19 protein-coding genes and 1 pseudogene are annotated in these 24726 nt (G+C 38.6%); 8 read left to right on the plus strand and 12 right to left on the minus strand.

The features are described 5' to 3' along the window. Window positions 1–2 precede the first annotated feature (2 nt). The 3 genes and pseudogenes from JEP36_RS14755 to JEP36_RS14765 all read right to left on the minus strand — a co-directional run bounded on the left by JEP36_RS14755 (window position 3) and on the right by JEP36_RS14765 (window position 5235). Window positions 3–1628 (minus strand): annotated as a pseudogene (locus JEP36_RS14755) (Na/Pi cotransporter family protein). Window positions 1629–2048: 420 nt separating this feature from the next. Next, window positions 2049–3488 (minus strand): alkaline phosphatase, encoded by a 1440-nt coding sequence (phoA, locus tag JEP36_RS14760; protein ID WP_196532858.1) that lies wholly within the window; start codon window positions 3486–3488, stop codon window positions 2049–2051. A 187-nt stretch (window positions 3489–3675) separates the two neighbouring features. After that, window positions 3676–5235, minus strand: coding sequence for an alpha/beta hydrolase-fold protein (locus tag JEP36_RS14765; protein WP_311747761.1), 1560 nt, complete (start codon window positions 5233–5235; stop codon window positions 3676–3678). Window positions 5236–5466: 231 nt separating this feature from the next. Between JEP36_RS14765 and JEP36_RS14770 the strand changes: the two genes are divergently transcribed. The 4 genes from JEP36_RS14770 to JEP36_RS14785 all read left to right on the plus strand — a co-directional run bounded on the left by JEP36_RS14770 (window position 5467) and on the right by JEP36_RS14785 (window position 7210). Next, window positions 5467–5736, plus strand: a complete 270-nt coding sequence (locus tag JEP36_RS14770; protein WP_072069015.1) for a hypothetical protein — start codon at window positions 5467–5469, stop codon at window positions 5734–5736. A 14-nt stretch (window positions 5737–5750) separates the two neighbouring features. Further along, window positions 5751–6101 (plus strand): type II toxin-antitoxin system RelE/ParE family toxin, encoded by a 351-nt coding sequence (locus tag JEP36_RS14775; protein ID WP_198630393.1) that lies wholly within the window; start codon window positions 5751–5753, stop codon window positions 6099–6101. A 271-nt stretch (window positions 6102–6372) separates the two neighbouring features. Continuing rightward, a complete protein-coding gene (locus tag JEP36_RS14780; RefSeq protein WP_198620700.1) occupies window positions 6373–6705 on the plus strand; it encodes a type II toxin-antitoxin system PrlF family antitoxin in 333 nt (110 codons plus the stop codon). Between the two features lie 10 nt (window positions 6706–6715). Continuing rightward, window positions 6716–7210: a type II toxin-antitoxin system YhaV family toxin gene (locus JEP36_RS14785; protein WP_198620699.1), complete on the plus strand. Its 495-nt coding sequence runs from the start codon at window positions 6716–6718 to the stop codon at window positions 7208–7210. Between the two features lie 98 nt (window positions 7211–7308). On the opposite strand, the gene JEP36_RS14790 is transcribed toward JEP36_RS14785, so the two are convergent. From JEP36_RS14790 to serB, 4 genes are all read right to left on the minus strand, one after another. Continuing rightward, window positions 7309–8448 carry an ElyC/SanA/YdcF family protein gene (locus JEP36_RS14790; protein ID WP_198620698.1) on the minus strand — a complete coding sequence of 380 codons (1140 nt, stop codon included), beginning with the start codon at window positions 8446–8448 and terminating at the stop codon, window positions 7309–7311. 380 nt (window positions 8449–8828) lie between these two features. Next, a complete protein-coding gene (gene nadR, locus JEP36_RS14795; RefSeq protein ID WP_109374384.1) occupies window positions 8829–10073 on the minus strand; it encodes a multifunctional transcriptional regulator/nicotinamide-nucleotide adenylyltransferase/ribosylnicotinamide kinase NadR in 1245 nt (414 codons plus the stop codon). 11 nt (window positions 10074–10084) lie between these two features. Next, on the minus strand, window positions 10085–11476 hold the full coding sequence (radA, locus tag JEP36_RS14800) for a DNA repair protein RadA (RefSeq protein ID WP_075672711.1): 1392 nt from the start codon (window positions 11474–11476) through the stop codon (window positions 10085–10087). 38 nt (window positions 11477–11514) lie between these two features. Then, window positions 11515–12492: a phosphoserine phosphatase gene (gene serB, locus JEP36_RS14805; RefSeq protein ID WP_109374385.1), complete on the minus strand. Its 978-nt coding sequence runs from the start codon at window positions 12490–12492 to the stop codon at window positions 11515–11517. A 109-nt stretch (window positions 12493–12601) separates the two neighbouring features. On the opposite strand from serB, the gene JEP36_RS14810 reads away from it, so the two are divergent. The 4 genes from JEP36_RS14810 (at window position 12602) to JEP36_RS17795 (ending at window position 19455) form a co-directional block, all read left to right on the plus strand. Beyond that, window positions 12602–13330 carry a YtjB family periplasmic protein gene (locus JEP36_RS14810; protein WP_198620697.1) on the plus strand — a complete coding sequence of 243 codons (729 nt, stop codon included), beginning with the start codon at window positions 12602–12604 and terminating at the stop codon, window positions 13328–13330. Window positions 13331–13556: 226 nt separating this feature from the next. Next, window positions 13557–15098 carry a YjjI family glycine radical enzyme gene (locus tag JEP36_RS14815; RefSeq protein WP_198630394.1) on the plus strand — a complete coding sequence of 514 codons (1542 nt, stop codon included), beginning with the start codon at window positions 13557–13559 and terminating at the stop codon, window positions 15096–15098. After that, window positions 15070–15936 (plus strand): YjjW family glycine radical enzyme activase, encoded by an 867-nt coding sequence (locus tag JEP36_RS14820; protein WP_198630395.1) that lies wholly within the window; start codon window positions 15070–15072, stop codon window positions 15934–15936. The genes JEP36_RS14815 and JEP36_RS14820 overlap by 29 nt, the downstream gene beginning before the upstream one ends. Before the next feature lie 510 nt (window positions 15937–16446). Then, on the plus strand, window positions 16447–19455 hold the full coding sequence (locus JEP36_RS17795) for an autotransporter domain-containing protein (RefSeq protein WP_232805469.1): 3009 nt from the start codon (window positions 16447–16449) through the stop codon (window positions 19453–19455). A gap of 75 nt (window positions 19456–19530) precedes the next feature. Here JEP36_RS17795 and JEP36_RS14830 read toward each other — a convergent pair whose 3' ends face one another. From JEP36_RS14830 to JEP36_RS14850, 5 genes are read right to left on the minus strand one after another with little or no spacing between them, the layout of a single operon-like run. Next, complete coding sequence (locus JEP36_RS14830) at window positions 19531–20169, minus strand: ATP-binding cassette domain-containing protein (RefSeq protein ID WP_198626233.1); 639 nt, start codon at window positions 20167–20169, stop codon at window positions 19531–19533. A gap of 59 nt (window positions 20170–20228) precedes the next feature. Further along, on the minus strand, window positions 20229–21026 hold the full coding sequence (locus JEP36_RS14835) for an ATP-binding cassette domain-containing protein (RefSeq protein WP_198621045.1): 798 nt from the start codon (window positions 21024–21026) through the stop codon (window positions 20229–20231). Next, window positions 21020–21832 carry an ABC transporter permease gene (locus tag JEP36_RS14840; protein WP_198626234.1) on the minus strand — a complete coding sequence of 271 codons (813 nt, stop codon included), beginning with the start codon at window positions 21830–21832 and terminating at the stop codon, window positions 21020–21022. The genes JEP36_RS14835 and JEP36_RS14840 overlap by 7 nt, the downstream gene beginning before the upstream one ends. Continuing rightward, window positions 21829–22812, minus strand: a complete 984-nt coding sequence (locus JEP36_RS14845) for an ABC transporter permease (protein WP_409281887.1) — start codon at window positions 22810–22812, stop codon at window positions 21829–21831. The genes JEP36_RS14840 and JEP36_RS14845 overlap by 4 nt, the downstream gene beginning before the upstream one ends. After that, entirely contained in the window at window positions 22797–24380 is a 1584-nt protein-coding gene (locus JEP36_RS14850) for an ABC transporter substrate-binding protein (RefSeq protein WP_198626235.1), read from the minus strand. Before JEP36_RS14850 ends, JEP36_RS14845 begins: the two co-directional genes overlap by 16 nt. Window positions 24381–24726: the final 346 nt, after the last annotated feature.

Consider the following 24726-nt stretch of genomic DNA (forward strand, 5'->3'; position numbering starts at 1 on the left):
TATTAAACCTGTTCTGATGATGATTCACTTCGTTCTAGTACGTGATAAGCCACAGCACAGAACAAGGAATTCAACCGTTTCATATCACCGAGCAAACTGGTATGCAGTGAACTGGTTTCAATGCTTTGCATATTATGCAAATGAAGACGTTCTACATGGGCAAACGAGTAACGCTGGTTGAGTAAACGGAAACGATGTTTTGCTCGACGTAATTTACGAGCATGTTCCATGTTGCCGGAAACAAATACCGACATCGCCAGATTCAGATTACTTTGCAGACGCTCAAGGAGTGTCTGTAATTCACGACGTCCTTCCTCCGATAAAAACAAGTGGTGATTTAAACCTTTGCTAACCACTTCAGCCGACATACGCGCAATAATAGCGGATGATTGTTGTAAATTCATCGCGGTATCAATAATTTCAGCCCAACGCCGAGAATCTTCAGTTCCTAGATCATGCTGTTGAATTTGTGCCATATACAATTTAATGCTGCTGTGGAGTAATTCTACCTCTTCTTCTAACTGGCTAATTTCCCTTTTTTGCTGACGATCGCCTTCCATTAACGCAGTAAAACGTTGCAGCATTTGTTCTATAACATCACCTAATCGTAGTGATTCTCTAACCGCATTAGCAATTGCCAATGAAGGCGTATCAATAGCGGATTGATCTAAATAACGCGGTGCCATTTCAGAGCCCGTGGTCGGTAATTCAGGAATGAGTCGCTGACATAATTTCGCCATTATGCCGACAAAAGGGATCATCAAAATACAGCGAGCAAGATTATAAATAACATGAAAATAGATAACGACTTCAGCCGGTGAAAAGCCATATTTTTGTATTTCAGAAGCAAGATACGTTATCTATGGTAAAACAATCAATGCGCCAATCAGTTTAAAAAATAAGCTTCCCAACACAACTTGTCGAGAGGCAACGCTTTGTCCCCGACTACTTATTAATGCAAGCAACCCACTACCAATATTTGAGCCAATTACAATGGAAAGGCTGATATATAATGGCATTAACCCTGTTGCACTTAATGTTGCCGTTAACAACACTGCCGCAAGGCTCGAGTAACTCACCATTGCAAAGAGTGCCCCCACCAATAGCGCTAAAATAGTATCGCCACTGAGAGAGGTAAAAATAGCTTGGACTGCACTTGCGTGCATAATAGGTTCTGCCGATGCCACAATGAGTTGTAAAGCCAACAAAATCAAACCAAGACCAATGCCCACACGTCCTAGTTGTCCTACTCGCTCTTTTTTACGACTTAAAAAAGTAATAACACCGATAAGGATAAGGAGTGGCGATAACCAAGAGAGATCAAATGTCAGCACACGCGCCATTAACGCAGTACCCACATCCGCGCCTAGCATAATAACAAGTGCTGGTGTAATCGAAATCAGTCCTTGCGTCACAAAAGAGATAACCAAAAGTGCCGTCGCATTACTGCTTTGCACTAATGCCGTTACGCCCACACCCGCAAGAAAGGCGTTGGATTTTTTATTAATACTTTTACCTAAAATTCGGCGTAAATCAGAGCCAAAAACACGCATAATGCCTGTACGAACAATATGTGTTCCCCAAACAAGAAGCGCGACAGATGAGAGTAAATGAAGCAGTGTCAGCATAGAAAAAATAACCTTATTCTTATCGTTGTTTGTTTGACTGTGTTCTCCTTCAATCTCATAAAAAAGAGAAAGACCATGAGCAGATAACGCTCTGAGAAAAGATATTTGCTGGTAATGCCTTAATAACACATTGGGTTATTAGACAAAAAGATATTGCAACTTAAGTGCAATAATCAATGGAGAAGTTGAGAATATTATATGGATTAATGTGTGAATTCTGCTAATTATAGCAGAGAAAGTGTCACTTTCAAAATCAGACTATAAATAACCTATTGATTTATTATCATTTTATTTTTAGCAGACTCAATTCTTAATAAAAAAACGCGACTAGAGGGTATCTCTCTAAGTCGCGCGAAAATACAACAATTTAGTAAGGCAATTCGACTACAAGTTCAGACAGACTATAAATTCAACTTGAACTTACTTCAGACCCATCGCATCACGCATTGTGAAAAACAAATCTGTTTGGTCAGTTAACCCAACCACATTAGCCGCATGTGGACCATAAGCGGCAACCCGTAATTGTGCTCCTGTATGCTCTTGAGACTCTTCTTCTGAGTTACCGTAATTCACCACCATAACCGCACCATCTTTAGTGATAAGTGCCTGTGTTAACCCGCTGGATTTCACATCAGCTTCAATAATTTGGCTTGAATGCGCATGATCAGCAGTCACGATAATCAGAGTGTCGCCGTTTTGTTTAGCAAAATCTAAACCGATTTGTACGGCTTCATCTAGCGCAACAGTTTCACCAATTTGTCCACAAGGATTCGCATTATGATCTTGCTTATCGATAGAGGCACTTTCGACTTGTAAGAAGAAGCCATTTTCATTGGTTTTCAGCAAATCGATCGCTTTTTTGGTCATTTGTGCCAGTGTTGGCGCATTCGGATCAAGTTTAGCGTTAGGTTTGCACTCTAAAGGTGGGTTGTTTAAATTACCGTGGTAAGTCGCTTTAGGGCCTTCCCATGCCACTGCCATATTGCCTTCATGGAATAAACCTAGTACAGGCTTATCTTGGTTCGCAAGCGTAATCGCATCGAGTGATTTGGCATCTTTCACGATTTGATAACCACGCTCAATGGCTTGTTGCTCTAACGTTTTGCCTTTGTATTCACCCGCTACAGCCGTTTGAGCAAAACTTTTTGCTCCACCACCTAATGTGACATCAGCGCGAGTCACTAATAATTGCTCAGAGATAGAACCTCTACCGCCATTTTCCAATGCGTTTGTTGAACATTTCTCTAAGGTTTCAACAGGGCCATAGCATTTACGTCCTGTTACATGCGAGAACAGAGCCGCAGGTGTTGCATCTTGAATTTCAGAGGTTGTCACGTTCCCTGTCGCCTTTCCATTGGCTTTTGCTAATTCCAAAATAGTTTGATGATCCTTACCAAACACATCAATCCCTAATGCACCATTATAGGTTTTCACACCCGAAGCCCATGCTGTCGCAGAAGCGGCAGAGTCTGTTACATAATTAGGTTTTTGGGTTTTTCTGTCTAAAGCGTAGTGTGTGTATTGACCCGTAATAGGTAAGGCATCGATACCTTTAAAGAAACCACCCGCACCTTCGGCATAGTTACGTGCAACGGTGATTTCAGAATCCCCCATACCATCACCAATAAAGAGGATTACATTTTTCGCTTGGTTATTATTTAAAGCGGCTTTTAATGCCTCAGTTTGATCTTGAGTCATACGGCGAGCACCGCCAAATTCCGTGATATTACCTTTTGCTGCACGATCTTGAGCTAAAATGGCATCAGCAGCAACGGGAGCAGCAAAAGAAGAGAAACTCGCGCCAGCTAATAGCGTTGTTACAATAACGGATAAAATAGAACGTTGGTAACGATGAGACATAGCTTTTTCCTTGCACTCTAAAGTAAAAAACAGGGTTAATGTTTTAAGTCAGGAAAAGCTTACGGCAGTTAAATGACAGAGAAATGAAGAGTAAATGCGATTTTGATGACAGCTTTATGACAGGTTGGTGACAAATCAGAAGCTTATGCCGTTTATCATCACTCATAAGCTTCTGTCATTATCAATATTAATGTTCTTTAGTTAATGCTTTCGCACCGAGATATAGCGTTTCACACCAAGAGATATAATCATGCCCACTTGCCATTTCTAGCGATTGAACTGGGTAACCTTTTTGTTCTAAAACCCGTTTAAGATGGCGATTATTATTTAAAATCCCCCCTTTATCACCACGGTTTTCAAATAACCCCGCCTCTAAGAAAAACTGTAATGGCTTTTTATCTGCTTGCTCAAATTGTCGAATAAACCATTCAGGCTCTTCATTTTCAGGCGCCCACCAATAAGAGCCTGACATACTCAGCACTTTACCAAAGCGATCAGGGCGATTAAATGCCACCCATGAAGACGCTAATCCTCCATAACTCGAACCTGCCACAATGGTTTCTTCTCCTGATACGTGAATACCTTTCTCTTTTTCCAACCAAACAAATAATTCGTCGGCTAAAAAGCGATAAAAATCAGGATTAGGCGGTAATTCAATACTACGACGATCACTATCAATGCTATCAACAAAGAGGATCATCATCGGCGCCAATTTCTCTTCTTCGATCTGCTTATCAAAAAATTGATCAATACCATATTGACGACGATAAGTTTGACCATCAAATAACACTAAAAGTCGAGGTACTTCCATTTTTTGAGCGGGCTGGTAAAGCGCTATTTCACGATCGTTATTTAAGATCTGACTGTGAAAACGCACAATTTCTGTGTTGCCTTTCATTTTTCTATCAAGAATATCAGGCAATTGGCATTCACGTTGACTATCTAACGATAATAAAGAAAAGTGATTATAAATATCCTCAGATTTGCTTGGTGAATCTTGAGAATTCAGCGGATCTGCCTGTGCTGTGGTTAAAATAGCGCGACGTTGTTCGAATGGCTCTGCATTTTCAATGATAGGCACATCAGGCGCTAATTTATATTGCATTAATGTATCGTTAGGTACGATATAGCTACGATACCAAATATCACTATTGGCTAAATGGGTTAATGGATCATGATTACCCTCTGGTGATCCCAATAAATAGACATTCTTCTTTGCACCTTGCCATAAGAAAGTGACTAACTTTTTATCCTTATCATAAGGCTCAATAAGGGGTGTACCTTCATGGCGTACTTGTTGCCAAAATGCCTGAATACTTTGTTGATTGAGTTGTTGAGCAAGTGTTTGTAAACGAGGACTCATAGGTGCAATTTTCGCATCTTTATCTAAAGGTTGATAAGGCTGTGTTGTCAGTATGAGTTGCCATGATTTTCCCTTTTCACCCTGTGCAACTAATTGATAACTTGCGGTTTCAGGCAATAAAAAACGCACTTTTTGTTGCCCATCCGCAGGAATATCTTTTAATAAGCTACGGATATGTGTGCCATTTGGGGTTTCTAATCGCAGGTTTTGTATCCCTTTCACATTCAGTTCGGCATAACGTTGACTCTCTAGTTGCGTGGTAAAACACAACGTGTTGTTGTTATCAAACTGACCTGTTATTTCTTTGCCTTCGGTTACGGTTAAGCAATTGGAAAAACTAGGGAAAGATGCCATTAATGCACATATCATCAGAGGAATTCTCACTTTATTATTCTCGTTATAAACTATTGTGAGAAACAATAGTAATGATAATTGTTATCAATTCAATAAAAATTAAGCATGTACAAATTTATAATAAATTTGACACCCCAGCGAAAAATAATAAAATAATCATTATCACTCCCTATGTGATAGCAAGATAAAGTCAATAATTATAGGAGTTCGCTATTTATGTCTATCTTGCATATGAATAGCAATTAAATGAAGGTAATTATTATGTCTATAACGATGTCGCAAAAACTAGCTCGAGAAGGACTTGGTAATCCAGAATTATTTCAAGGTGGTGTTTATATTACAAAAAATGGTCAAGCGGAGCTTTTTGTACAAACAGCCGAAGAAAGACAACTGGAGTTACAAGAAAGAGAAAAAGAGCGTCAATCAAATGCTCTATTGAAATTGGTAATGATAGCGAAAGAAGATATAGCAAATGAGCAAGTTATGTCTCCTGAAGATGTCAAAAGAAAACTACGTGGATCTCGAACTTAATATTAGAGGTGCTTTTGAAAAAAACTGTAAACATTAGAGTATCAGAGACGGCTCTATGGTCATTAAAAGATGCGGAATCATTTAAACTCAGTTGCACCAATAACAGTGAAAACGCTGCTGTATTTATAGATCAACTTTTTGACTCAGCTATTGATGCTATTTCTCAAGATCCTACCCGTTATCGTTATAATGCAATGTTGGCAGATAAAGGGATCGCTATTCGTGAACGTATTGATGTAAACAGTCAGTTTCGTTGTTTATATGAATTCAATGAAGAAAATAATACGGTCGATATATTACTTTTTATAAGTACAAAACAAGATATTGAAGGAATGCTTTATCGTTGTTTAATATTGAAAAAATGATGAAAACCTCCTCAATCATTTTTGTTATTGAGGAGACTTTCTTTCTAAGTTAATTAACGTTAAAACGCTCCCATCAACGCTCTTCTAATGGATAGCTGCGGAAACTCCATAAGCCCAACGCTTTTAAGCCGTCGTTTAAAATTATCTTGTTGCAATCCCATACAATGCATTTGCATTACACAATGCATTTGCATTACAATACTCTGACTTGCAAATCCCCGATAGTTTAAAAAACTCATCTGATCATGGGATAAAGTTAAGGAGAAACAAGATGATCCTAAATATTGAGGATGTGTCTCTACGTGCTGAATCTCGACTCACTGAGCGTAGTCAAACCACAATTCCTGTGGCCATTCGGGATGCTTTACACCTAAAACCTGGAGAATTAATCGAATATTCTCTATTACCTGGGGGTAGAGTCATTATATCTCGACAAGAAAAAGAACAAGATGATCCAGTTATATCTGAATTTCTCTCTTTCCTTGAAAAAGATATGAAGAAAAATCCACAGCATATCAAATCAGTACCTGCAACATTATGGACTGAGGTGAAAGAGCTTACTGATGGCGTTGAAATTGACTTAGACGCACCACTTACTGACTAGCAGAGGTGGAATGGATACTTTAGAAATTAACGGCTGGAAAATCTTTTTTCACCAATGCTTTTTAGACCAGATTATTGAATTGGTCGAAAATGTCAAAAAATTGAAAGCATCAGATCCAAGTGGGTATAAGAAAAAAAACGCAACTAAACTACTTACAGCAATCAAAAAAGTAATAGAAGAGCGTATAGCCAGAAATCCGCTCGATCCTATATTTCACCAAGGAAATACATTAGGGCCTAATAATAAACATTGGTTTAGAGCTAAGTTCTTGCAACAGTTTCGTTTATTTTTTCGATGCAGTGAAGAACATAAGATCATCGTTATTGGTTGGGTCAATGATTTTAATACACTGCGTGCTTACGATTCTAAAAGTGATGCATATAAAGTATTTTCATCAAAACTAAAAGCAGGAAAACCACCAAATGATTGGCAAACCTTGCTAAAAGAAGCTTCTGCCACAGCAGGATCAGAAACGCTCTCAACTCAAGATTTTTTCAATCACTAGCGAGTGTTATTAAAGTTACTTTTATTCGCCAAAAAAGAGCCCAACGTTATAGAGTTACTTCATCTTTGGGCTCTTTCACTATTCAATATTTATCTAAATCAACGCTCTTCTAATGGATAGCTGCGGAAACTCCATAATCCTAGCGCTTTTAAGCCATCACGATAAATGCCCTGTATATCTGATTTACTGGCTTTTTGTAATTCAGCTAATGGTTTATCAGGAGCGACAACCGTTAAGTAAGTAATATCACTTGGACCACTTTGCCAACTTGCGATAGTGAAAATTGCGTCAGCACGACGAACATGGCTACCAGAGCTAATAATCACTGCTGTTTTAATACGATGTTTGGTTAAAGCATAGCGGCTAAATAACGCATTTTCGACAGTTGTACGCGCATAGTTCTCTTGGAAAATACGTTCTGGTGCAATCCCATTTTTCACCAGCCAATCTGCCATTAACTTACCTTCAGTTTGGTGCGCTTTAGGTACGCCCCCAGTCACAACAATCATTGCTTCAGGCAATTGTTTAGCGACTTCTAAAGTTTTATTTAAGCGCTCAATTAAAATCTTATTCATAGTGCCATCAGGATTTAACGCATAACCTAATGTCACAATCGCATTATTATCTTTGGTTTTCTTCAATTTCGCTAAATCAGCAGGCGTTAATTTATCGCTTAACGGCATTTTGCTAACGCGATCAATTTGTGCAAAGAAACGACTAATTTCTTCTGCTTTTGCTGGATTTAATGATTTCAATTTATTGAAATACGCTTCGCTCTCTTTATCTTTACCTTCAAAACGAGTCCATGAAGTGACATAAATTAGCGCATCAATATCATCAGGAGCCGCTTCTAAAATCTGTTTATAAATCGTAATTGCGCGAGAAACATCATTGTTATAGATATAAGCACTCGCGGTACTAAATAATAAATCGAGGCGATAAGGTTCTAACTTATAAGCTTGCTGTAGTTTTTGCGCCACAATTTCCATATTGGATGGCAGTTTTCCCGTAAAGCCAGCATCAGAGACACGCGCTGGTGACTTAAAAGCATCTAATGCATCTTGGATCAAACTATCAACCGTTTGGCGCTGAGAGACATACTGTTGATAGCTATTATCTGGTTGATGAACTTTTTGGTAAGCCAATGCATTTGATGAGACGGTAAAACCTAAAGCAGCGATCGCTAACGAAATGACTGTTTTCTTGATATGAAGTGAAACACGGGAAGGTTGCGCCATTATCTTGTCCTTTTACGAAAAATAGTCTGCTTCTTCACCTGAGCGAATGAAGATAGAGAGTGTGACTCCCCACACCTAATGGCAAAAGAAATACACACCGATAAATCTATACCTGCTATCTATAATAGAGATCCCTGCATTAATTTTCAGTAATCTTTTTCACCTTATTGAAAAAAATAGCATTATTACGTAGATAGCTTATTTGACAGATTTTTTTATATATTTTTATCTTTTGGTAAGTGATTTTGTTCTGATAGATCATCAGTGATAAAGAATACAAACGATCTATTCTTTAGAGGGAAGAGAGACGTTTAAAATTGAGTAATTATTTTTATTATTCAATGTAAAAAACGCCACTAATGGCGTTTTTAATCTTTATATTATTCAATATGCTTTGATTGCATCATCAATAATTCTCTCACTAATTCAACGCAACTTAAGAAACGTTCGTCATAATCAGGGGAATTAACTTTAATATATTCAATATTATTTTTATCGAGCATTTCCATCAGTAAGGTTTGGAAATAACGTCTCTCTTTATCACTGCCTAAACTACGCAAGCCATCTGCTACCCACGGCGTATTGTTTTCTAGTAAGATAACTAAATCAAAACGGTATTCATCAATCAGCGCTTGAACAAAGGGATGCTCTTTACCTTCATAACGTAAACAAAATGCTTGTGTAGTGACAAAATCCGTATCAACAAATGCCACTTTATTTGCATATTTAACAGCAAAATCAATATATTGAGCATGTCCCAATGCAATTTTATCGTAGTCGGAATATTGTAAGGCCATTTCATCCCCACCAAGGTGAGAAAACACATAATCACGACCATATTCCCATGCGCTGGTGGTATTGAAAATATTGGCGAGCTTATTGACTAACGTGGATTTACCACTGGATTCACCGCCTAAAATCGCCACTGTGCGCACAAAGAAGGGTTTTACTTCCGTTGGAATATATTCCCAATATTTAAATGGTGCTTGGCGAATTTGACTGCCACTGATATTCATAAATGAACGCTCAGGATCAATCAAAACCGTTTCAATCCCCAAGAAAGCATTATATTGATCCGCATCTTCTCGTTCGCTGGTATAGATAAAATCAGGGGTTATCTGCTTTTCTCGCAAAAACATTTTGATCCCTTCACTCCACATTTCCCAGCCATGGGGTTGTGGCTCTATACCGTGCTCGTCAAACTCATGAATACGAATATTTTTTTGATATTTAAAGGTTTGTAATAACCAACGCAATCTATCACTCACCGTTGGCTGTTGTGACATTGCACTGTTGATAAATAGATTTTTATCACGAGGCTCGTCATGACATAAAATGACATGTAATTCATCTACTTGGCTGCAAGCACGTTGAATTAAATAAATATGCCCCGTATGAAGCGGATAAAACTTACCAAAAATAACACCAATCGTTTTCTTTTTTACGGGATATTCTAACCCTAAAAATTGGTGTAAAGCCGACATCTTTTGAGCGCTGGGACTTTTGATTTTATTATTAATTAATTGGCTAAGATAGCCTTTTGTCATATCACTTTCATCAGCAACCTGTTGTAAAGTATAACCATTTTTTCTGATAGCCTGTTTGATATAATCAAAAGGTCCCATATTTCACTCCTTTAGAAATCTTCTAAATCATCGAGGACAGATAACGCATCTGACAGCTTTTTCACACCATACACTTTCATATCAGGGGGATTTTTTTTCGGCATATTTGCACTAGGTACAATCGCTCGTTTAAATCCATGTTTTGCTGCTTCTGCAATACGCTCTTGTCCGCTAGGGACTGGTCGAATTTCACCTGCAAGTCCGACTTCGCCAAATATCACTAAATCACGAGGTAAAGGACGATTACGAAAACTGGATACTAATGACAATAACAAGGCTAAATCTGCACTGGTTTCTGTGACTTTTACCCCACCAACCACATTCACAAAAACGTCTTGATCAGACATTTGTAACCCGCCATGACGATGTAATACAGCAAGCAGAATAGCTAATCTATTTTGCTCTAATCCCACTGCAACACGGCGAGGATTGGACAACATTGAGTGGTCAACTAAGGCTTGTATCTCCACCAGCAAAGGTCTTGTACCTTCCCACACAACCATAACAGAGCTACCTGATGTGATTTCATCACCTCGACTTAAAAAGATAGCAGATGGATTGCTCACTTCTCGTAATCCTTGCTCTGTCATCGCAAAAACGCCTAACTCATTAACGGCGCCGAAACGGTTTTTATGACTGCGTAAGGTACGAAAACGAGAATCCGTTTCACCATCTAGCATGACAGAACAGTCAATACAGTGTTCCAATACTTTAGGCCCTGCCAATGTGCCATCTTTTGTCACATGACCAACCATGATAATGGCAACATCATTGGTTTTAGCAAAACGAGTTAGATAAGCAGCGGTTTCTCGCACTTGAGCAACACTACCCGGTGAAGATTGAATATCTGCCATATGCATCACTTGAATAGAGTCAATCACCATTAATTTAGGTTGTTCTTGTGAGGCAATTAAACAAATTTGCTCAATGCTAGTTTCTGACAACATATTTAGCTCTGCTGTCGGTAAACCTAATCGATGTGCACGCATAGCTACCTGTTGGAGTGACTCTTCACCTGTAACATATAGCGTTTTCATTTCCGTTGCTAAACGACACATGGTTTGTAGCAATAAGGTACTCTTACCCGCGCCCGGGCTTCCCCCGATTAAAATGGCACTTCCAGGGACTACACCACCACCTAATACGCGATCAAACTCTTTAAAGCCCGTTGAGAAACGCGGTAAGGCTTCAAGGCTAATTTCAGAGAGCTTTTGAACTCGGCTAACGCCTTTTGCATCACCCGCAAATCCACTAAAGCGCTCATTACGGGAAGAAGGGGCAGCAGCAAGGCGCACTTCTGTAATTGTATTCCACGCATGACAAGCAGAGCATTGCCCTTGCCAACGAGGATAATCTGCACCACATTCATTACATACAAAGGCTCTTTTTGCTGCTTTTGCCACACTTCTCTCCCAACAATAACAATTTTAGAAAAACGCGCTTAACGCTCTTCGTGTTTTAGACCACCACTTAAAACGCACAATACACCCATTAGGTCGGCGTGACGAATAGCGACTTTTGCTTGAGCATACACTTTAGGTTTTGCATGATAAGCAATACCAAGCCCTGCTTTTCTCAACATTTTAAGATCGTTTGCCCCATCACCAATGGCAATGGTTTGCTCCATTGGGATCTCTAAATCTTTCGCTAAACGCGCTAACACTTGTGCTTTGTACTTCGCATCAACAATCGTACCTTTGACTTTACCTGTCAACTTGCCATCTTTAATTTCAAGATGATTAGCAACAGCAGACACTAAGCGTAATTTTTGTTTTAAATTATCCGCAAAATAAGTAAAGCCACCTGACGCAATAGCAATATGCCAATCCATCGCCTGAAGTTTACGCACTAAGCTGGTTAATCCCGGCATAAGAGGCAAATCATCCATCACCTTTTGCAAGATAGATGCATCAGCGCCTTTCAGTTCAGCAACACGCAACTTTAAGCTTTCACTAAAATCCATTTCCCCTTGCATGGCACGTTCTGTTATCTCTGCAACTTTATCGCCCACGCCAGCAAGTTTGGCTATTTCATCAATACATTCAATTTGAATCGCCGTTGAATCCATATCCATCACTAAAAGTCCTGGAGAACGTAAGCGAGGAATTTCACCTAGAGGAACGACATCTAGGCCACATTCATCAGATAAACGGCGAATTCGACGGGTTAGACTACCTGCGATACGTACCACTTGGTAATCGTCAATGCGCCATGAAGAAACCACCACGATTGCCACGCCTAATTTATGTTGGAACTCACTTATTCTTTTCTTATCAAGTTCACGTCCATAAAGTAACCATCCGCTATCACCCGCACGATAATCCAGTGGCATCACCTCTTCACCACTGAGTGATAACGGCAGACCTGGCCATTTACGGATCTCATCCGGTAAATAGCAATAGGTCAGACTATTTGACATACTTATTCTCCTGTTTTCCCCTGTCGGAACAAAATAATCGTTATTCAGCCTATTCTATCTCTGGCTCATCTGGCAACATGCATATACTTGCTTACGCAAAAGGATGAACATGCTTAAAGACAAACTAAAATTCAAACTCCAAAAAACGGCGATTATACTGATTTGTATCGCACTATTGGCATTTCTTATGCAAGGCGCGTCTTATTTTAGCCGTGCTAATCAGCATGCCCGAATTACTCAGTTTGAAGAGCTTGCAAAAACGCTGGCAGAACAAGTTGCGTTCTCTTTATCCACTTATATAGATGACAGTAGCAAAGATAACGTAAATCCCCTCATTATGGCTAATTTAAATCATCTAACTCATGATAGTCGGGTACTTGATGCCAGCCTTTATTTAGAAGATGGCACACAAATAGCGCATAGCGGTGAAAATGTCACGGTTAAAGAGCGATTAGCACTAGAAGGGCAAAAAAGTGGGGGCTCGTTTAATCACCAGCTTGTTGTGCCTGTGCCAGGTAAAGATAAACCCAAAGGCTTTTTAAGGCTCACACTGGATACTCATCAGCTTGTCACTGAATCTAGCCAAGTGGATAACACCACGAATTTATTACGTGTGATGTTATTGGTCGCACTTGCCATTGGCTTTTTGCTTTCTCATAACCTTCTTCAATTAACACCTGTTCATTGGCAACAATCGCCGTATTTATTAACGGCCAATTTACCACCTCGCACTGAAAAAGATGATATTGAAGAAAAAGAAAATGATGAAGAAGAAGGAGAAGAAAATAATGTCAAAGAGAGAGATAACGACACCGAAAATAGCTCAAATAAAGCATAAACTCTTATCCGATTAAAAAATAAAAAGTGAGTTGAGTGATGAGCTGAACTCACTTTTTAGCCAACACAAACTGAATTTAGATATATCTAATTTATGCGTATTTTCGTGCTATTCCCTTAATCTTTAAAAGGGATTTGTTTAAAATCACAGTAAACCTTAGCCAATTCATTAATCTAAAAAGATAAGTTTTAAATCTTTTTCTGGCTCTTTGAGTGCTGAGGTGGTTATGACTGAACAATCTGTTATCCAACGTTGTCAACAAATCGTAGAAAACCCAACCCTTTCCCCTGAACAAAAACGTCATTTTCTCGCTTTAGAAGCTGAAAATATGCTGCCTTATCCTGCACTTCCTAAAGATGCAGCTAGCGCATTAGATGAACGGGTCATTTGCGATATGTATGAAGGTCATGCACCTTATAAACCTCGTTATGTATTACCTGATTACGCGAAATTTTTAGCACAAGGCTCTCGCTATTTAGAGCTAGAACCTGCACAAGATTTTGATGATGCACTAAACATGCTGACCATTCTTTATCATCATGTTCCATCAGTTACCTCAATGCCCGTTTACTTAGGACGTATTGATAAAATTTTACTGCCTTATGTCGGTTCTCTTACCGAAGAGCAGCTTTATCCTAAATTAAAACGTTTTTGGCGCTATCTTGATAGAACACTGCCTGATGCGTTTATGCATGCCAATATTGGCCCTGAAGACTCCATCATCACGCGATTAATTCTAAAAGTAGATGTCGAGCTTCAACAAGTCGCGCCTAATCTCACCTTTATTTATGATGCGAATTCGACGCCTTCTGACCTATTGCATCAAGCTATAACCAATATTTGCCATAGCAGTAAACCCCATATTGCCAACGGTACTTTACAAGATGCCGTATTTGGTAAAGATGAATACGGTATTGTGAGTTGTTATAACTCTTTACCTCAAAGTGGTGGTGGTAGCACTTTAGTACGGATTAACCTTAAAGAAGTGGCAAAGCGCAGCCAAAATAGCCACGATTTTCTTGAAAATGTCTTGCCATTTTATATGCAAAAACAAATCGAGATCATCGATGCCCGCTGTGAGTTTCTCTATGAAAAATCCCATTTCTTTAAACAAAGCTTCTTAGTGGAAGAAGGTTTGATCTCACCTGATCGCTTTGCCCCTATGTTTGGAATTTACGGTATGGCAGAAGCCGTTGCTTTATTACTTGAAAAAGAAGGCAAACAAGTCGCTTATGGCGATAACGAATCAGCAAATAAACTCAGCTATATTATTAGTGAAAAATTAGCGCAATTTGTCGCGGATACCCCTGTGAAATATGGCTGGAAACAGCGTGCCATGCTACATGCACAATCGGGCATTAGTTCGGATATTGGCACAACACCTGCAACGCGTATTCCTTATGGTAAAGAGCCAGATCCCGTTACCCACTTAATGACTGTTGCACCACATCATGCGTTTTATACTTCAGGTATTAGCGATATTTTAACGGTAGATGAAACCATTAAACAAAACCCTGATGCATTAATGCAACTGTGTTTAGGCGCTTTCGCTTCAGGGCTAAGGGAGTTCTCAGCAAATGTGGGTGGAAATGATTTAGTGAGAGTCACCGGTTATATGGTGCGCTTATCTGATTTGAAAAAATACAAAGAAGAAGGCTCTCGTTTAAACACCACTTGGTTAGGCGATGAAGCCACCGCGAACTGCCATATTACTGAGCGTAAACCACGAGTTATCAGTTATGAACAGCAGATGCGTTTCGATAAATAAGATACTGCCCTTCTCTTGTGTCGATGGCCCGGGCAATCGCCTAGCCATCTTTTTACAAGGGTGTAATCTACGCTGTAAAAATTGCCACAATCCCTACACAATGGGGATCTGTGACAATTGTGGTGACTGCATTCTGACTTGCCCACAACAAGCACTTTCATTACAAAATGGTGTTATAAGTTGGAACAGTGCCAGTTGTGAACAATGCGACACCTGTATTCAGCAATGCCCTCGTCAATCAAGCCCGATGACATTAAGTTATACCGTTGATGAGTTAATCGCTATTACACGTAAATACGCTGCATTTATTAATGGTGTCACTGTCAGTGGCGGAGAATCGACGTTACAACTTCCTTTTTTAATCGAATACTTTAAAACAATTAAGCAAGCCCCCGATCTCAAGCATCTCACCTGTTTAATCGACAGCAATGGCACACTTTCTCTTAATGGTTGGCAAAAAATAGCCCCTTATATGGATGGTGCCATGATCGATTTAAAAAGTTGGAGTGAAAAGACACATGTTTATTTAACCGGTCGTAGCAATCAGCGTATTAAAGAATCAATCAAATGGTTAGCTAATAATAATTTGCTTACAGAATTACGCCTTTTATATATTCCAGAAAAAACTGATTATTTAGAGAATATTGAATTACTTTCTCAGTTTATTAATTCGCTTGGTAAATCAGTATTAGTTAGAATTAATGCTTTTCATCAGCATGGTGTATATGGCGAAGCAAGTAAATGGACATCAGCACAAAAACAACATATTGATTTATTTAGTAAAGAATTAAATAAAAGAAATATATTCAACGTTAAAACCCCTGAAATATATTCATAACAAAAATCAATAAAAACAAAAAATAATAATTTAAAATTATAATAAATATAATTAGCAATGCATTTTAAAATAAAATCCATTTATATTGACAGAAAAAGAAGATCAAATTAGTCTTCAAAAAAACCTGCCAATATAAATGGAATACAATTTATGCTTATGAATAAAAAAAAACTAAAACTATCAATTATTGCTTCAATAATAATTAATTCTACATATAGCTACGCTTTAAATAGTCCATCACCATTAATAGAAACAAATGACATTGAATTTAAATTTCAGGAGATTAATCGTAATAATTTAAACTTAGGTAATAATAGACATTTACATGGTACGTTTTCCGATAGAGATTTACCTCATTTTTTAAATCAGAAAAACACTCTAATTATTACAGATATAATCCTTGATGGTAAAGATAAAATTTTAAGTAAAAGAAAAAGAAATCTTATTAGCTACAATTCTGGAGCGAGCTTTGAAGAAATAAAAATAGACAACTTGCACAGAATAAATTTTTTGTCTTTATCAGATAATGGACAATTTGCGACAGGTTATGGAAAAACAGATGACAAAGAAAATGTTTTTTTCATCTATGATACACAATCAAAAGAAATTGTAACTATTGATGATATAGACAATCATTATTTCACTACTCATGACGGTTTATTCAGTCTTTATTCAAGAGATAATGATAGAGAGAAAACTTATGTTCCTTTTAAAAAAAGAACATTTTTTATTTATGATCTTAATAATAAAACAAAGATATTACTTTCTGAACTTGAAAATAGCGCACTAAAAGATCATCAAGAAAAAGAGAAATTTAAAGCTTATCAAACTCTCGATTTTTTAAAAGATAATCAACAAGATGAATATGATCGTGATAACATAATCGAAGATCAAAGTCCTGATATTATGGGAGTATCAGCAGATGGTCATTTTCTATATGGTTCACTAGACAGAAAAGGTAATCCACGCTTTCCGGCTCAATGGAAAAAATTAGAGAAAATAATACCCAGTTTAAAGGATGGAAAAGATTTAAAACTAACTGAAAAAGATATTGAAGAAATAGAGAAAACTGGTGCATTAGCTTACGAGGTAATAAAAAGAATAAGATTAGGTTATGTTTATGATAGAAAAAAAAATAAGTTAAATATTATTCGAAAAACTACTTATGGTTATGGTTCATCAAAAATAAATGCTTTTTCTGATAACAATATAGCCATTGGTTGGTTAGAGACAATGTTAACCGAAAAAGTAGCTATTGATTATGGTATTGATAATGTTATTGGCAAAGATATCAAACTGTTACGTAAAGCATTCGTCTATGATGCAAAATTAAATAAAATAATAACACCTCAAGCATTCACTAAAAACGAAAATTACAACTCCGAAGCAACCGATATTTCTCGTGATGGTAACATTATTGTTGGTTGGTCAGAAAATAATAAAAAAAGAAAGAATTTTGTAAAAGAATACAACGATGAAAATAGTGATATTGAATCAGAAAATCTGAGAAATGGCTTTGCTTATTTTTATAATAAGAACGAAATGATTTCATTACAAGGTCTAGGAAATGCTGATAATGAATCCGAAGCCCACTCATTGTCTAGAGATGGTCATTCTATTTTTGGTGTTGCACAAGATGGAGATAATAAATGGAAACTTGTCGCATGGAAAATAAATAATACAAAAGAAGATAAACAAATTATCGATGAAGAAACACTGCGACAAGAAGAGGCTAAACGCCAAGAACTCGCAGAGAAACAACGCCAAGAAGAAGCTAAGCGTCAAGAACTCGCAGAGAAACAACGCCAAGAAGAAGCTAAGCGCCTTGAACTAGCAGAGAAACAACGCCAAGAAGAAGCTAAGCGTCAAGAACTCGCAGAGAAACAGCGACAAGAAGAAGCTAAGCGTCAAGAACTCGCAGAGAAACAGCGACAAGAAGAAGCTAAACGCCAAGAACTCGCAGAGAAACAGCGACAAGAAGAGGCTAAGCGCCAAGAAGAAGCTAAGCGTCAAGAACTCGCAGAGAAACAACGCCAAGAAGAAGCTAAGCGCCTTGAACTCGCAGAGAAACAACGCCAAGAAGAAGCTAAGCGTCAAGAACTCGCAGAGAAACAGCGACAAGAAGAAGCTAAGCGTCAAGAACTCGCAGAGAAACAGCGACAAGAAGAGGCTAAACGCCAAGAACTTGCAGAGAAACAGCGACAAGAAGAGGCTAAACGCCAAGAACTCGCAGAAAAACAGCGACAAGAAGAGGCTAAACGCCAAGAACTCGCAGAAAAACAGCGACAAGAAGAGGCTAAACGCCAAGAACTCGCAGAGAAACAGCGACAAGAAGAAGCTAAACGCCAAGAACTCGCAGAGAAACAGCGACAAGAAGAGGCTAAACGCCAAGAACAAGCAGAAGCTAAGCGCCTTGAACAAGAAGAGAAACAACGCCAAGAAAATACTAATGTTGAGATAGATAAAAATATTGAAAACACTATCTCTGTAGAAGATGAACTTGCACAACGCACTAAAGAAAAGGCCAAAGAGAAAGAAAACACAAAACCATCGATCGTTATCAGCAAACCTATCGACATTGAAAATACTTCTAAATCAATGCAATTAATGGCTGAAAACGGTTATAAACTGATGGATATGCAACAAGGACAGCTGCGCCATTTAGCTTCAGCAACTTGTTCTGTGGGTACTGAAAAAGCCTGTATTAGTGGCTTTGCACACTACCAAAACATAAATAAAGCCAATGCAACACAAACGGGATTAAGTGGTGCTTATCGTTTTGATATCAACACTATTCCATTCGTTGTCGGACTTGCCATTGATACTGATGTCTATTCCTCATTACCTAAAGGGTATCAATATCAAGGTTATGCATTACCTTTAATTGGTTTTAGCCTAGATTTAATACCATCACTCAATGCAGAATTAAATAGCAATGCATTACATCTGTCATTAAAAGGGGCTTATTTAAATCGAAAAGTTTCTATCGAAAGACTGGTATTAGAAGATACTGAAGCGGGTAAAGGTAATGCTAAGATTTCTGGTTATCACATTGAGTTACAAGGTTACTACCCTTATTCAATAAACGATGATTTATTACTGACACCCTTTGCTGGGCTTACTTTTAATCAAATCTCACGTTCAGCTTATAGTGAAACTCAAAATGCACAATTTGCCGTACACTATGATGCGCTTAACGCACACTCATTGTTAGCCAAAATGGGATTAGGCATGGATCATTTATTGGGTTCATCTTTCATACTAAACACTAAAGCGGGTTTATTATGGAACCTATCACATCATCAAGGTGATTTTCGTAGCCATATTGATTATTTAGGTCAACAGGATATTGATTATTCAGAAAATAAAAAGCAGTTAAAACAACGCCCATTTGCTCATATTGGATTAACGTATCAAGTGGATAAACACTCATCTATTGGTACTAAAGCAAATTGGGAAATGACCACGTATCGCAATCACGATATGCAATTTGGTATTAACTACACCTATCGTTTCTAATTCCATATTGTTACGTTTAGCAGTAATATTTGGCTTCCTATAAAAATATAGGAAGCCATTTTTTTCACTAACGGATTAAGATAGTCCGTTATTTTTAATAGTAGAAATACTTTTTTCCGTATCAACCCACCACACTTTAGTCGAGACTTTTTCAAGTAACGCCTTATTGTGACTAAAGATAATCAAGCTTAAAGGTCTTTTTTGGCTTTCATCAATTAAAACTTTCCAAATTTCAGCTTGAATTTGGGCATCCAATTGTGCCGTTACTTCATCCGCAATCAATATTTGAGTGCGAGGATCTAACGCTCTTAATAAAGCAATACGCGCCAGCTCTCCACCCGATAATTCATTAGGCCTACGCGTTAACCACTCTTGCTTTATCCGTAATTTCTCAAACCAACTTTCATCAGGCGTCCAAGCATCTCGGAGGCTATCCCCTGTTGTTCGAAAAGGATTAAAACACTTATCAGGATGTTGAGGAACTAATTGAATGGGGCAATAACCCTTTTTAGGCAATGGGTTGCCATTAACAAGAATTGAACCTTGAGTGGGTGCTTGCCACTGTGCTAAAACACGACCTAAGGTTGTTTTTCCTGTGCCACTTGGCGCTGAAATACCAAGTCGGTCTCCCGCATTTAACGAAAAGGAGAGATCTTGCCATAACACCTTACCTGCTTGTTCCACAGATAATTGTTTTAACTCTAAAAGTGGCATAAAGATAACTCCAGAAATAACAGATGAAATGTATAAAAATAAGACTTAAGAACACAATATTATAATGGGTTAAGTGATGTTTCTTTTGTATTTATAAATTGTTGTTCAGGTAATGCACTCCAGAGTGTCTTCAACCACTCACTACCTTCATGACGATTAAGCACATTAGCGGGAATAATTTCGTTAACCTCTCCCTGATTAAGCACCGCTATCGTATCCGCAAACCGTGCAGCTAAAGCTAAATCATGTGTAACCCAAAGCACTGATTTACCTTGATTGCATAACGCTCTTAAATGCCCTAATAACAAACACGCATGTTCATCATCAAGCCACGAGGTGATTTCATCAGCCAAAATATATTGTGCATTAGAGAGTGTTGCATTACAGGCTAATACTCGTTTTGCCATTCCACCAGACAGTTTTGCTGGATAGGTTTTTACTAATGAGCTAGAAAGATGATAAAGACCGAGTTGCTCGACAATATCTTCGGTTGTGATATCAGCACCACTTAAACGCGCAGAACGGCTAAGCTGCTCACCGATACAGATCAATGGATTGAGAGCACTGACGCCTTGTGGAATATAACAAAAAGTATTGCCACGATAAGCAATAAGCTCTCGTTCACTTAATGTATGCCCATTCAGTTTAATCGCACCACGAACTCGCATATTGGCAGGCAAAAGTCCTAGCGCACTTTGTAATAACAGACTTTTACCTTCACCACTGCCGCCCACTAATGCCAGCATCTTTCCGGGTTTAATATCCAATGAGATTGATTTTAGCAACGGCTGCCAATTTCGTTTTCCTAACCAACGAAACTGTGCGATATCAATGGAAAGCTGTTCAAAACTTAACATCCTGCCCCTCTTAGCCATAATTGCTGCATTGCTTTAGCAAATTGATCGAAAATCAATACTAAGCACATCAAAATTAACCCCGGAAACACCACCATCCACCAAGAGCCAGTACTTAAATAGCGTAGTGCATCTGCCAGTAATAAGCCGAGTGAAGGTTCATGCGCAGCCTGACCAAAACCGAGGAAACTTAACGCTGCGCTATGCAATACTGCATGAGGGAACATTAACAAGGTTCCCACGATCCACTGAGGTAATAGCATTGGAATATAGTGTTTTTTTACGCACTCAAAAGGTGAATTGCCAATACGACGCGATAACATCACATAATCCGCTTCACGGATACGCTGTATTTCACCTCGTAAAATCAATGCAAGTTTAGGCCAGTGAGTTAATGCCACTGCCCAAATCACCCCTTGTTGCCCACCACCTAACGTAAAACAGATCAAAATCAGCAGTAATAAATGAGGTAGAGCTAAGAGCGCATCAACAACACCTCTTACAAAAAAATCGCAATAGCGATTAATGGAAGAAATTCCCGCAAAAATCAACGCAATCGTGCCACTCACAACCGCACTTGTTACACCAATATTTAAGCTACTTAACATGCCTTGAAAACAACGTAGCCATAATGAACGACCTAAGTTATCCGTCCCAAACCAATATTGACCTGATGGGGCTTGATTCCTAGCCAGAAAATCCATTGCGATATCAGTATGAGAAACAGAAAAGCCATACGCCACTAACCCAATTAACGCGAGGGTAACTAACAAAAGTCGCAACAATGGCTTGTTCGGATCGTAAATCATGAGTCTCGCAAAATTCCTTTATTAATACGCCGTAATAGACCGTTAGAAATGCTATTACCGAAGAAAATCAAAATAGTGCTGAAAACCACAATACCCATTAACAGAGGAATATCACCTCGTAACCCCGCATCAACGGTTGCCTGTCCTAATCCCGGATAAGCAAATACTTTCTCTGCTAAGAGAGAGCCACCGAGCAGTTCACCAATGGATGCAAACTGTAAGCAAAGTGCAGGCGTAATGGCATGACGTAGAACATGAAATATCATCATAGCCCAACCTTTATCACCTTGCGCTTTAGCAAAATGGATAAACTCACTTCCCATTACTTCCGCAACTTTAGCCCGAGTATGCAGTGCGATATTCCCTGTTCCTAATAAACCAAGCGCAATCATAGGTAAGATAAGATGAGAAAAACGCTGGCTTAACGTTGCGGTCTCGGCACTACTTCCCATTGGCCACGCACAACAAATTGGCGCCCAATGTAAAGTGACAGAAAACAGAGATAACAACAGTAATCCTACCCAGAATGTCGGTAACGCGGCTAATAAATAAGATAAAGTAGAGATAATTCTATCTGGCCAGCGATTAAGGTATCGACCCGCGACTAATCCCATCGCAACACCAATAACACCGGAAAATACCCACGCTGAAAAAAGCAAAATAAACGAAGGCCCTGCACGTTCACGAATAACATCAATAACAGGCATGTTATACAACATAGAATAGCCAAAATCCCCTTGAATGATTTGGCTAAACCAAAGCCAAAATCGCATCCATAAAGGTTGGTCAATTCCCCAACGCGCTGCAATTAAAGGATATTGTTCAGGAGGAACATTCAGTAGATCACTACCGATATAAGCCTTAATGGGATCGATTGGTGAAAAACTTAATAAAATAAAAACACCTGCTGTTGTCACCAACAGCAGGCAGAGTAATCGCAGGAAAAAACCTGCACTTTGACGTATTACTGACAAGTCCACTTCCAAGTATCTACGCTATTTAATAATGACCATGAACCATGGATTTCAGGTGTTCCTGTACCCAGATCAACACAAGGATTAGTTAAGTAAGTGTGTTGCACATTCATCAGCCAAGCCCAAGCAGCATCACCTTTTACACCCACACCGTTTTTACCATCCCACTCTACCGCTTTCCAATGAGGAACGGCTTCTTGCCATGTATGAGCATCAAGCGCGGCTTGTAGATGTTTTTCGACTTCAGGGTTTTTGTAATAACCTGGGTTATAATAACCAACACCCGCGGCATTAGCACTGTAGTGATGATATAACTCCATCGGATCAAGGCTACCCCAACCAAATAAAGTTGGATTTGAGTGCATATAGCGCTCTACGGTATCCCAACTTCCTGATTTAAGATCCATTTGAATACCAAGAGGTTGCACTAACGCACGAATTGACTCAGCTAAATCACGACGTGTTGCATCACCGCTGGTATACCATAAAGTGAGTTTTGCTTCTAAACCGTCTTTTTCACGAATACCGTTTTTATTCAGCTTCCAGCCTGCATCTTCAAGAATTTGTTTTGCTTTTACAATATCGCCATCTTTGAAGGCAGCTTCGGTTTGATCCCAAGGTAAGCCTTTTACGCCGGTATATGCAGGAACGGCATAACCATCAAGGACTTGTTCTGAAAGCAACTTACGATCTAGCGCGTAGTTAATGGCTTTACGAATAGCGATATCAGCGGTGATATCATTACCAATATCATAGCCTTGGGCGTTTTTCTCACCTGATTTTACCATTGGGAAAACAATACCGCGATTTTCAACACTTGGTCTTTCCCACAATTTAGTATTTGGTAAATTCTTAGCAATTGCAGCCGTTGCGGGTGGAATACGCACAATACCTAATTGCCCACTTTGCGCAGCAGCAAAAGCGGCATCTTCATCAAGAAAAACGAAAATCAATTTTTCAAAATCATTTTTCTGTCCCGCATAGTAAGGGTTTGCTTCAACAATTAATTGCTGACCTGGTTGGAAACTGACCATGCGATAAGGACCTGCACCAATTGGCTTTTGTGCGTAGGTTTTTTCATCATACTTATCGGCAGAAACAATACCTAAAGAGCCGAGCACGTTTACGAAAGTACTTTGTGGTGCTTTTAGCGTGATAGTGACATGCAAATCATCATCTGCTTTTGCAGAGAGGAAGTTACCCATATCAACTTTACCGCCACTGGCAGCCGCATTGTTATAAGTAAATACGATATCTTTTGCTGTAAGCGGTAAGCCATCAGAGAATTTTAAATCTCGCTTTAACGTTAATTTCCATGTTTTACCATCTTCACTTGGTTGATAGTCACTTAACATATTGCTATACCAAGAGAGATCCGCATTTTGCTTTAACAATGGACTATGGAGAAGTAAATAACTGCCATGACTCCAGCCCAGCATTGGGTCGAAGCCTTCTGTTGGCTCTTCACCAATAGCTAATTTTAACGTTTGAGCAGATGCAGCAAAAGGGACGCTTAACGCGGCTAAGCAAGTTAAGGTTGCTAATGATTGACGCCAACCAAACCGAATAGACATAAAACATTCTCCGATTTTTTAGATACGACTTATCATCAATCTCTATCTAAATAAGATGAAGAGGCTGAAGCAAGATAAATAACAATGGTAATTGTGATGCTCTGCAACTTGATGCAGATAAAGGCTAAACCTGTGGCATCATAATAAGTTTTTTTATTCAACTACTCGAATAATATTCGCCAGTTTATTGATTTTACATAAACTTTTATTAAGGAGTAATACTCATTATGGCAAAATTCTAGCAAGTGCACAGTATTTTTCTAATAAATAAGTTATATATTTATCATTGAATTTATTAGTGAGCGCAAAACGAAATAAAATGAATTTTTAACGAAATTAGATTATT

It is taken from the genome of Proteus sp. PR00208 (assembly GCF_016238545.1).
Lineage (GTDB): Bacteria > Pseudomonadota > Gammaproteobacteria > Enterobacterales > Enterobacteriaceae > Proteus.

Excerpts from the sequence above, each read along its gene's own strand:
- JEP36_RS14840 (WP_198626234.1), bottom strand. The coding sequence starts at position 21,832 with ATGATTTACGATCCGAACAAGCCATTGTTGCGACTTTTGTTAGTTACC.
- JEP36_RS14830 (WP_198626233.1), bottom strand. The coding sequence starts at position 20,169 with ATGCCACTTTTAGAGTTAAAACAATTATCTGTGGAACAAGCAGGTAAG.
- JEP36_RS14810 (WP_198620697.1), top strand. The coding sequence starts at position 12,602 with ATGCTTAAAGACAAACTAAAATTCAAACTCCAAAAAACGGCGATTATA.
- JEP36_RS14835 (WP_198621045.1), bottom strand. The coding sequence starts at position 21,026 with ATGTTAAGTTTTGAACAGCTTTCCATTGATATCGCACAGTTTCGTTGG.
- JEP36_RS14850 (WP_198626235.1), bottom strand. The coding sequence starts at position 24,380 with ATGTCTATTCGGTTTGGTTGGCGTCAATCATTAGCAACCTTAACTTGC.
- JEP36_RS14770 (WP_072069015.1), top strand. The coding sequence starts at position 5,467 with ATGTCTATAACGATGTCGCAAAAACTAGCTCGAGAAGGACTTGGTAAT.
- nadR (WP_109374384.1), bottom strand. The coding sequence starts at position 10,073 with ATGGGACCTTTTGATTATATCAAACAGGCTATCAGAAAAAATGGTTAT.
- JEP36_RS14820 (WP_198630395.1), top strand. The coding sequence starts at position 15,070 with ATGAACAGCAGATGCGTTTCGATAAATAAGATACTGCCCTTCTCTTGT.
- serB (WP_109374385.1), bottom strand. The coding sequence starts at position 12,492 with ATGTCAAATAGTCTGACCTATTGCTATTTACCGGATGAGATCCGTAAA.
- phoA (WP_196532858.1), bottom strand. The coding sequence starts at position 3,488 with ATGTCTCATCGTTACCAACGTTCTATTTTATCCGTTATTGTAACAACG.
- JEP36_RS14815 (WP_198630394.1), top strand. The coding sequence starts at position 13,557 with ATGACTGAACAATCTGTTATCCAACGTTGTCAACAAATCGTAGAAAAC.
- JEP36_RS14785 (WP_198620699.1), top strand. The coding sequence starts at position 6,716 with ATGGATACTTTAGAAATTAACGGCTGGAAAATCTTTTTTCACCAATGC.
- JEP36_RS14780 (WP_198620700.1), top strand. The coding sequence starts at position 6,373 with ATGATCCTAAATATTGAGGATGTGTCTCTACGTGCTGAATCTCGACTC.
- JEP36_RS14790 (WP_198620698.1), bottom strand. The coding sequence starts at position 8,448 with ATGGCGCAACCTTCCCGTGTTTCACTTCATATCAAGAAAACAGTCATT.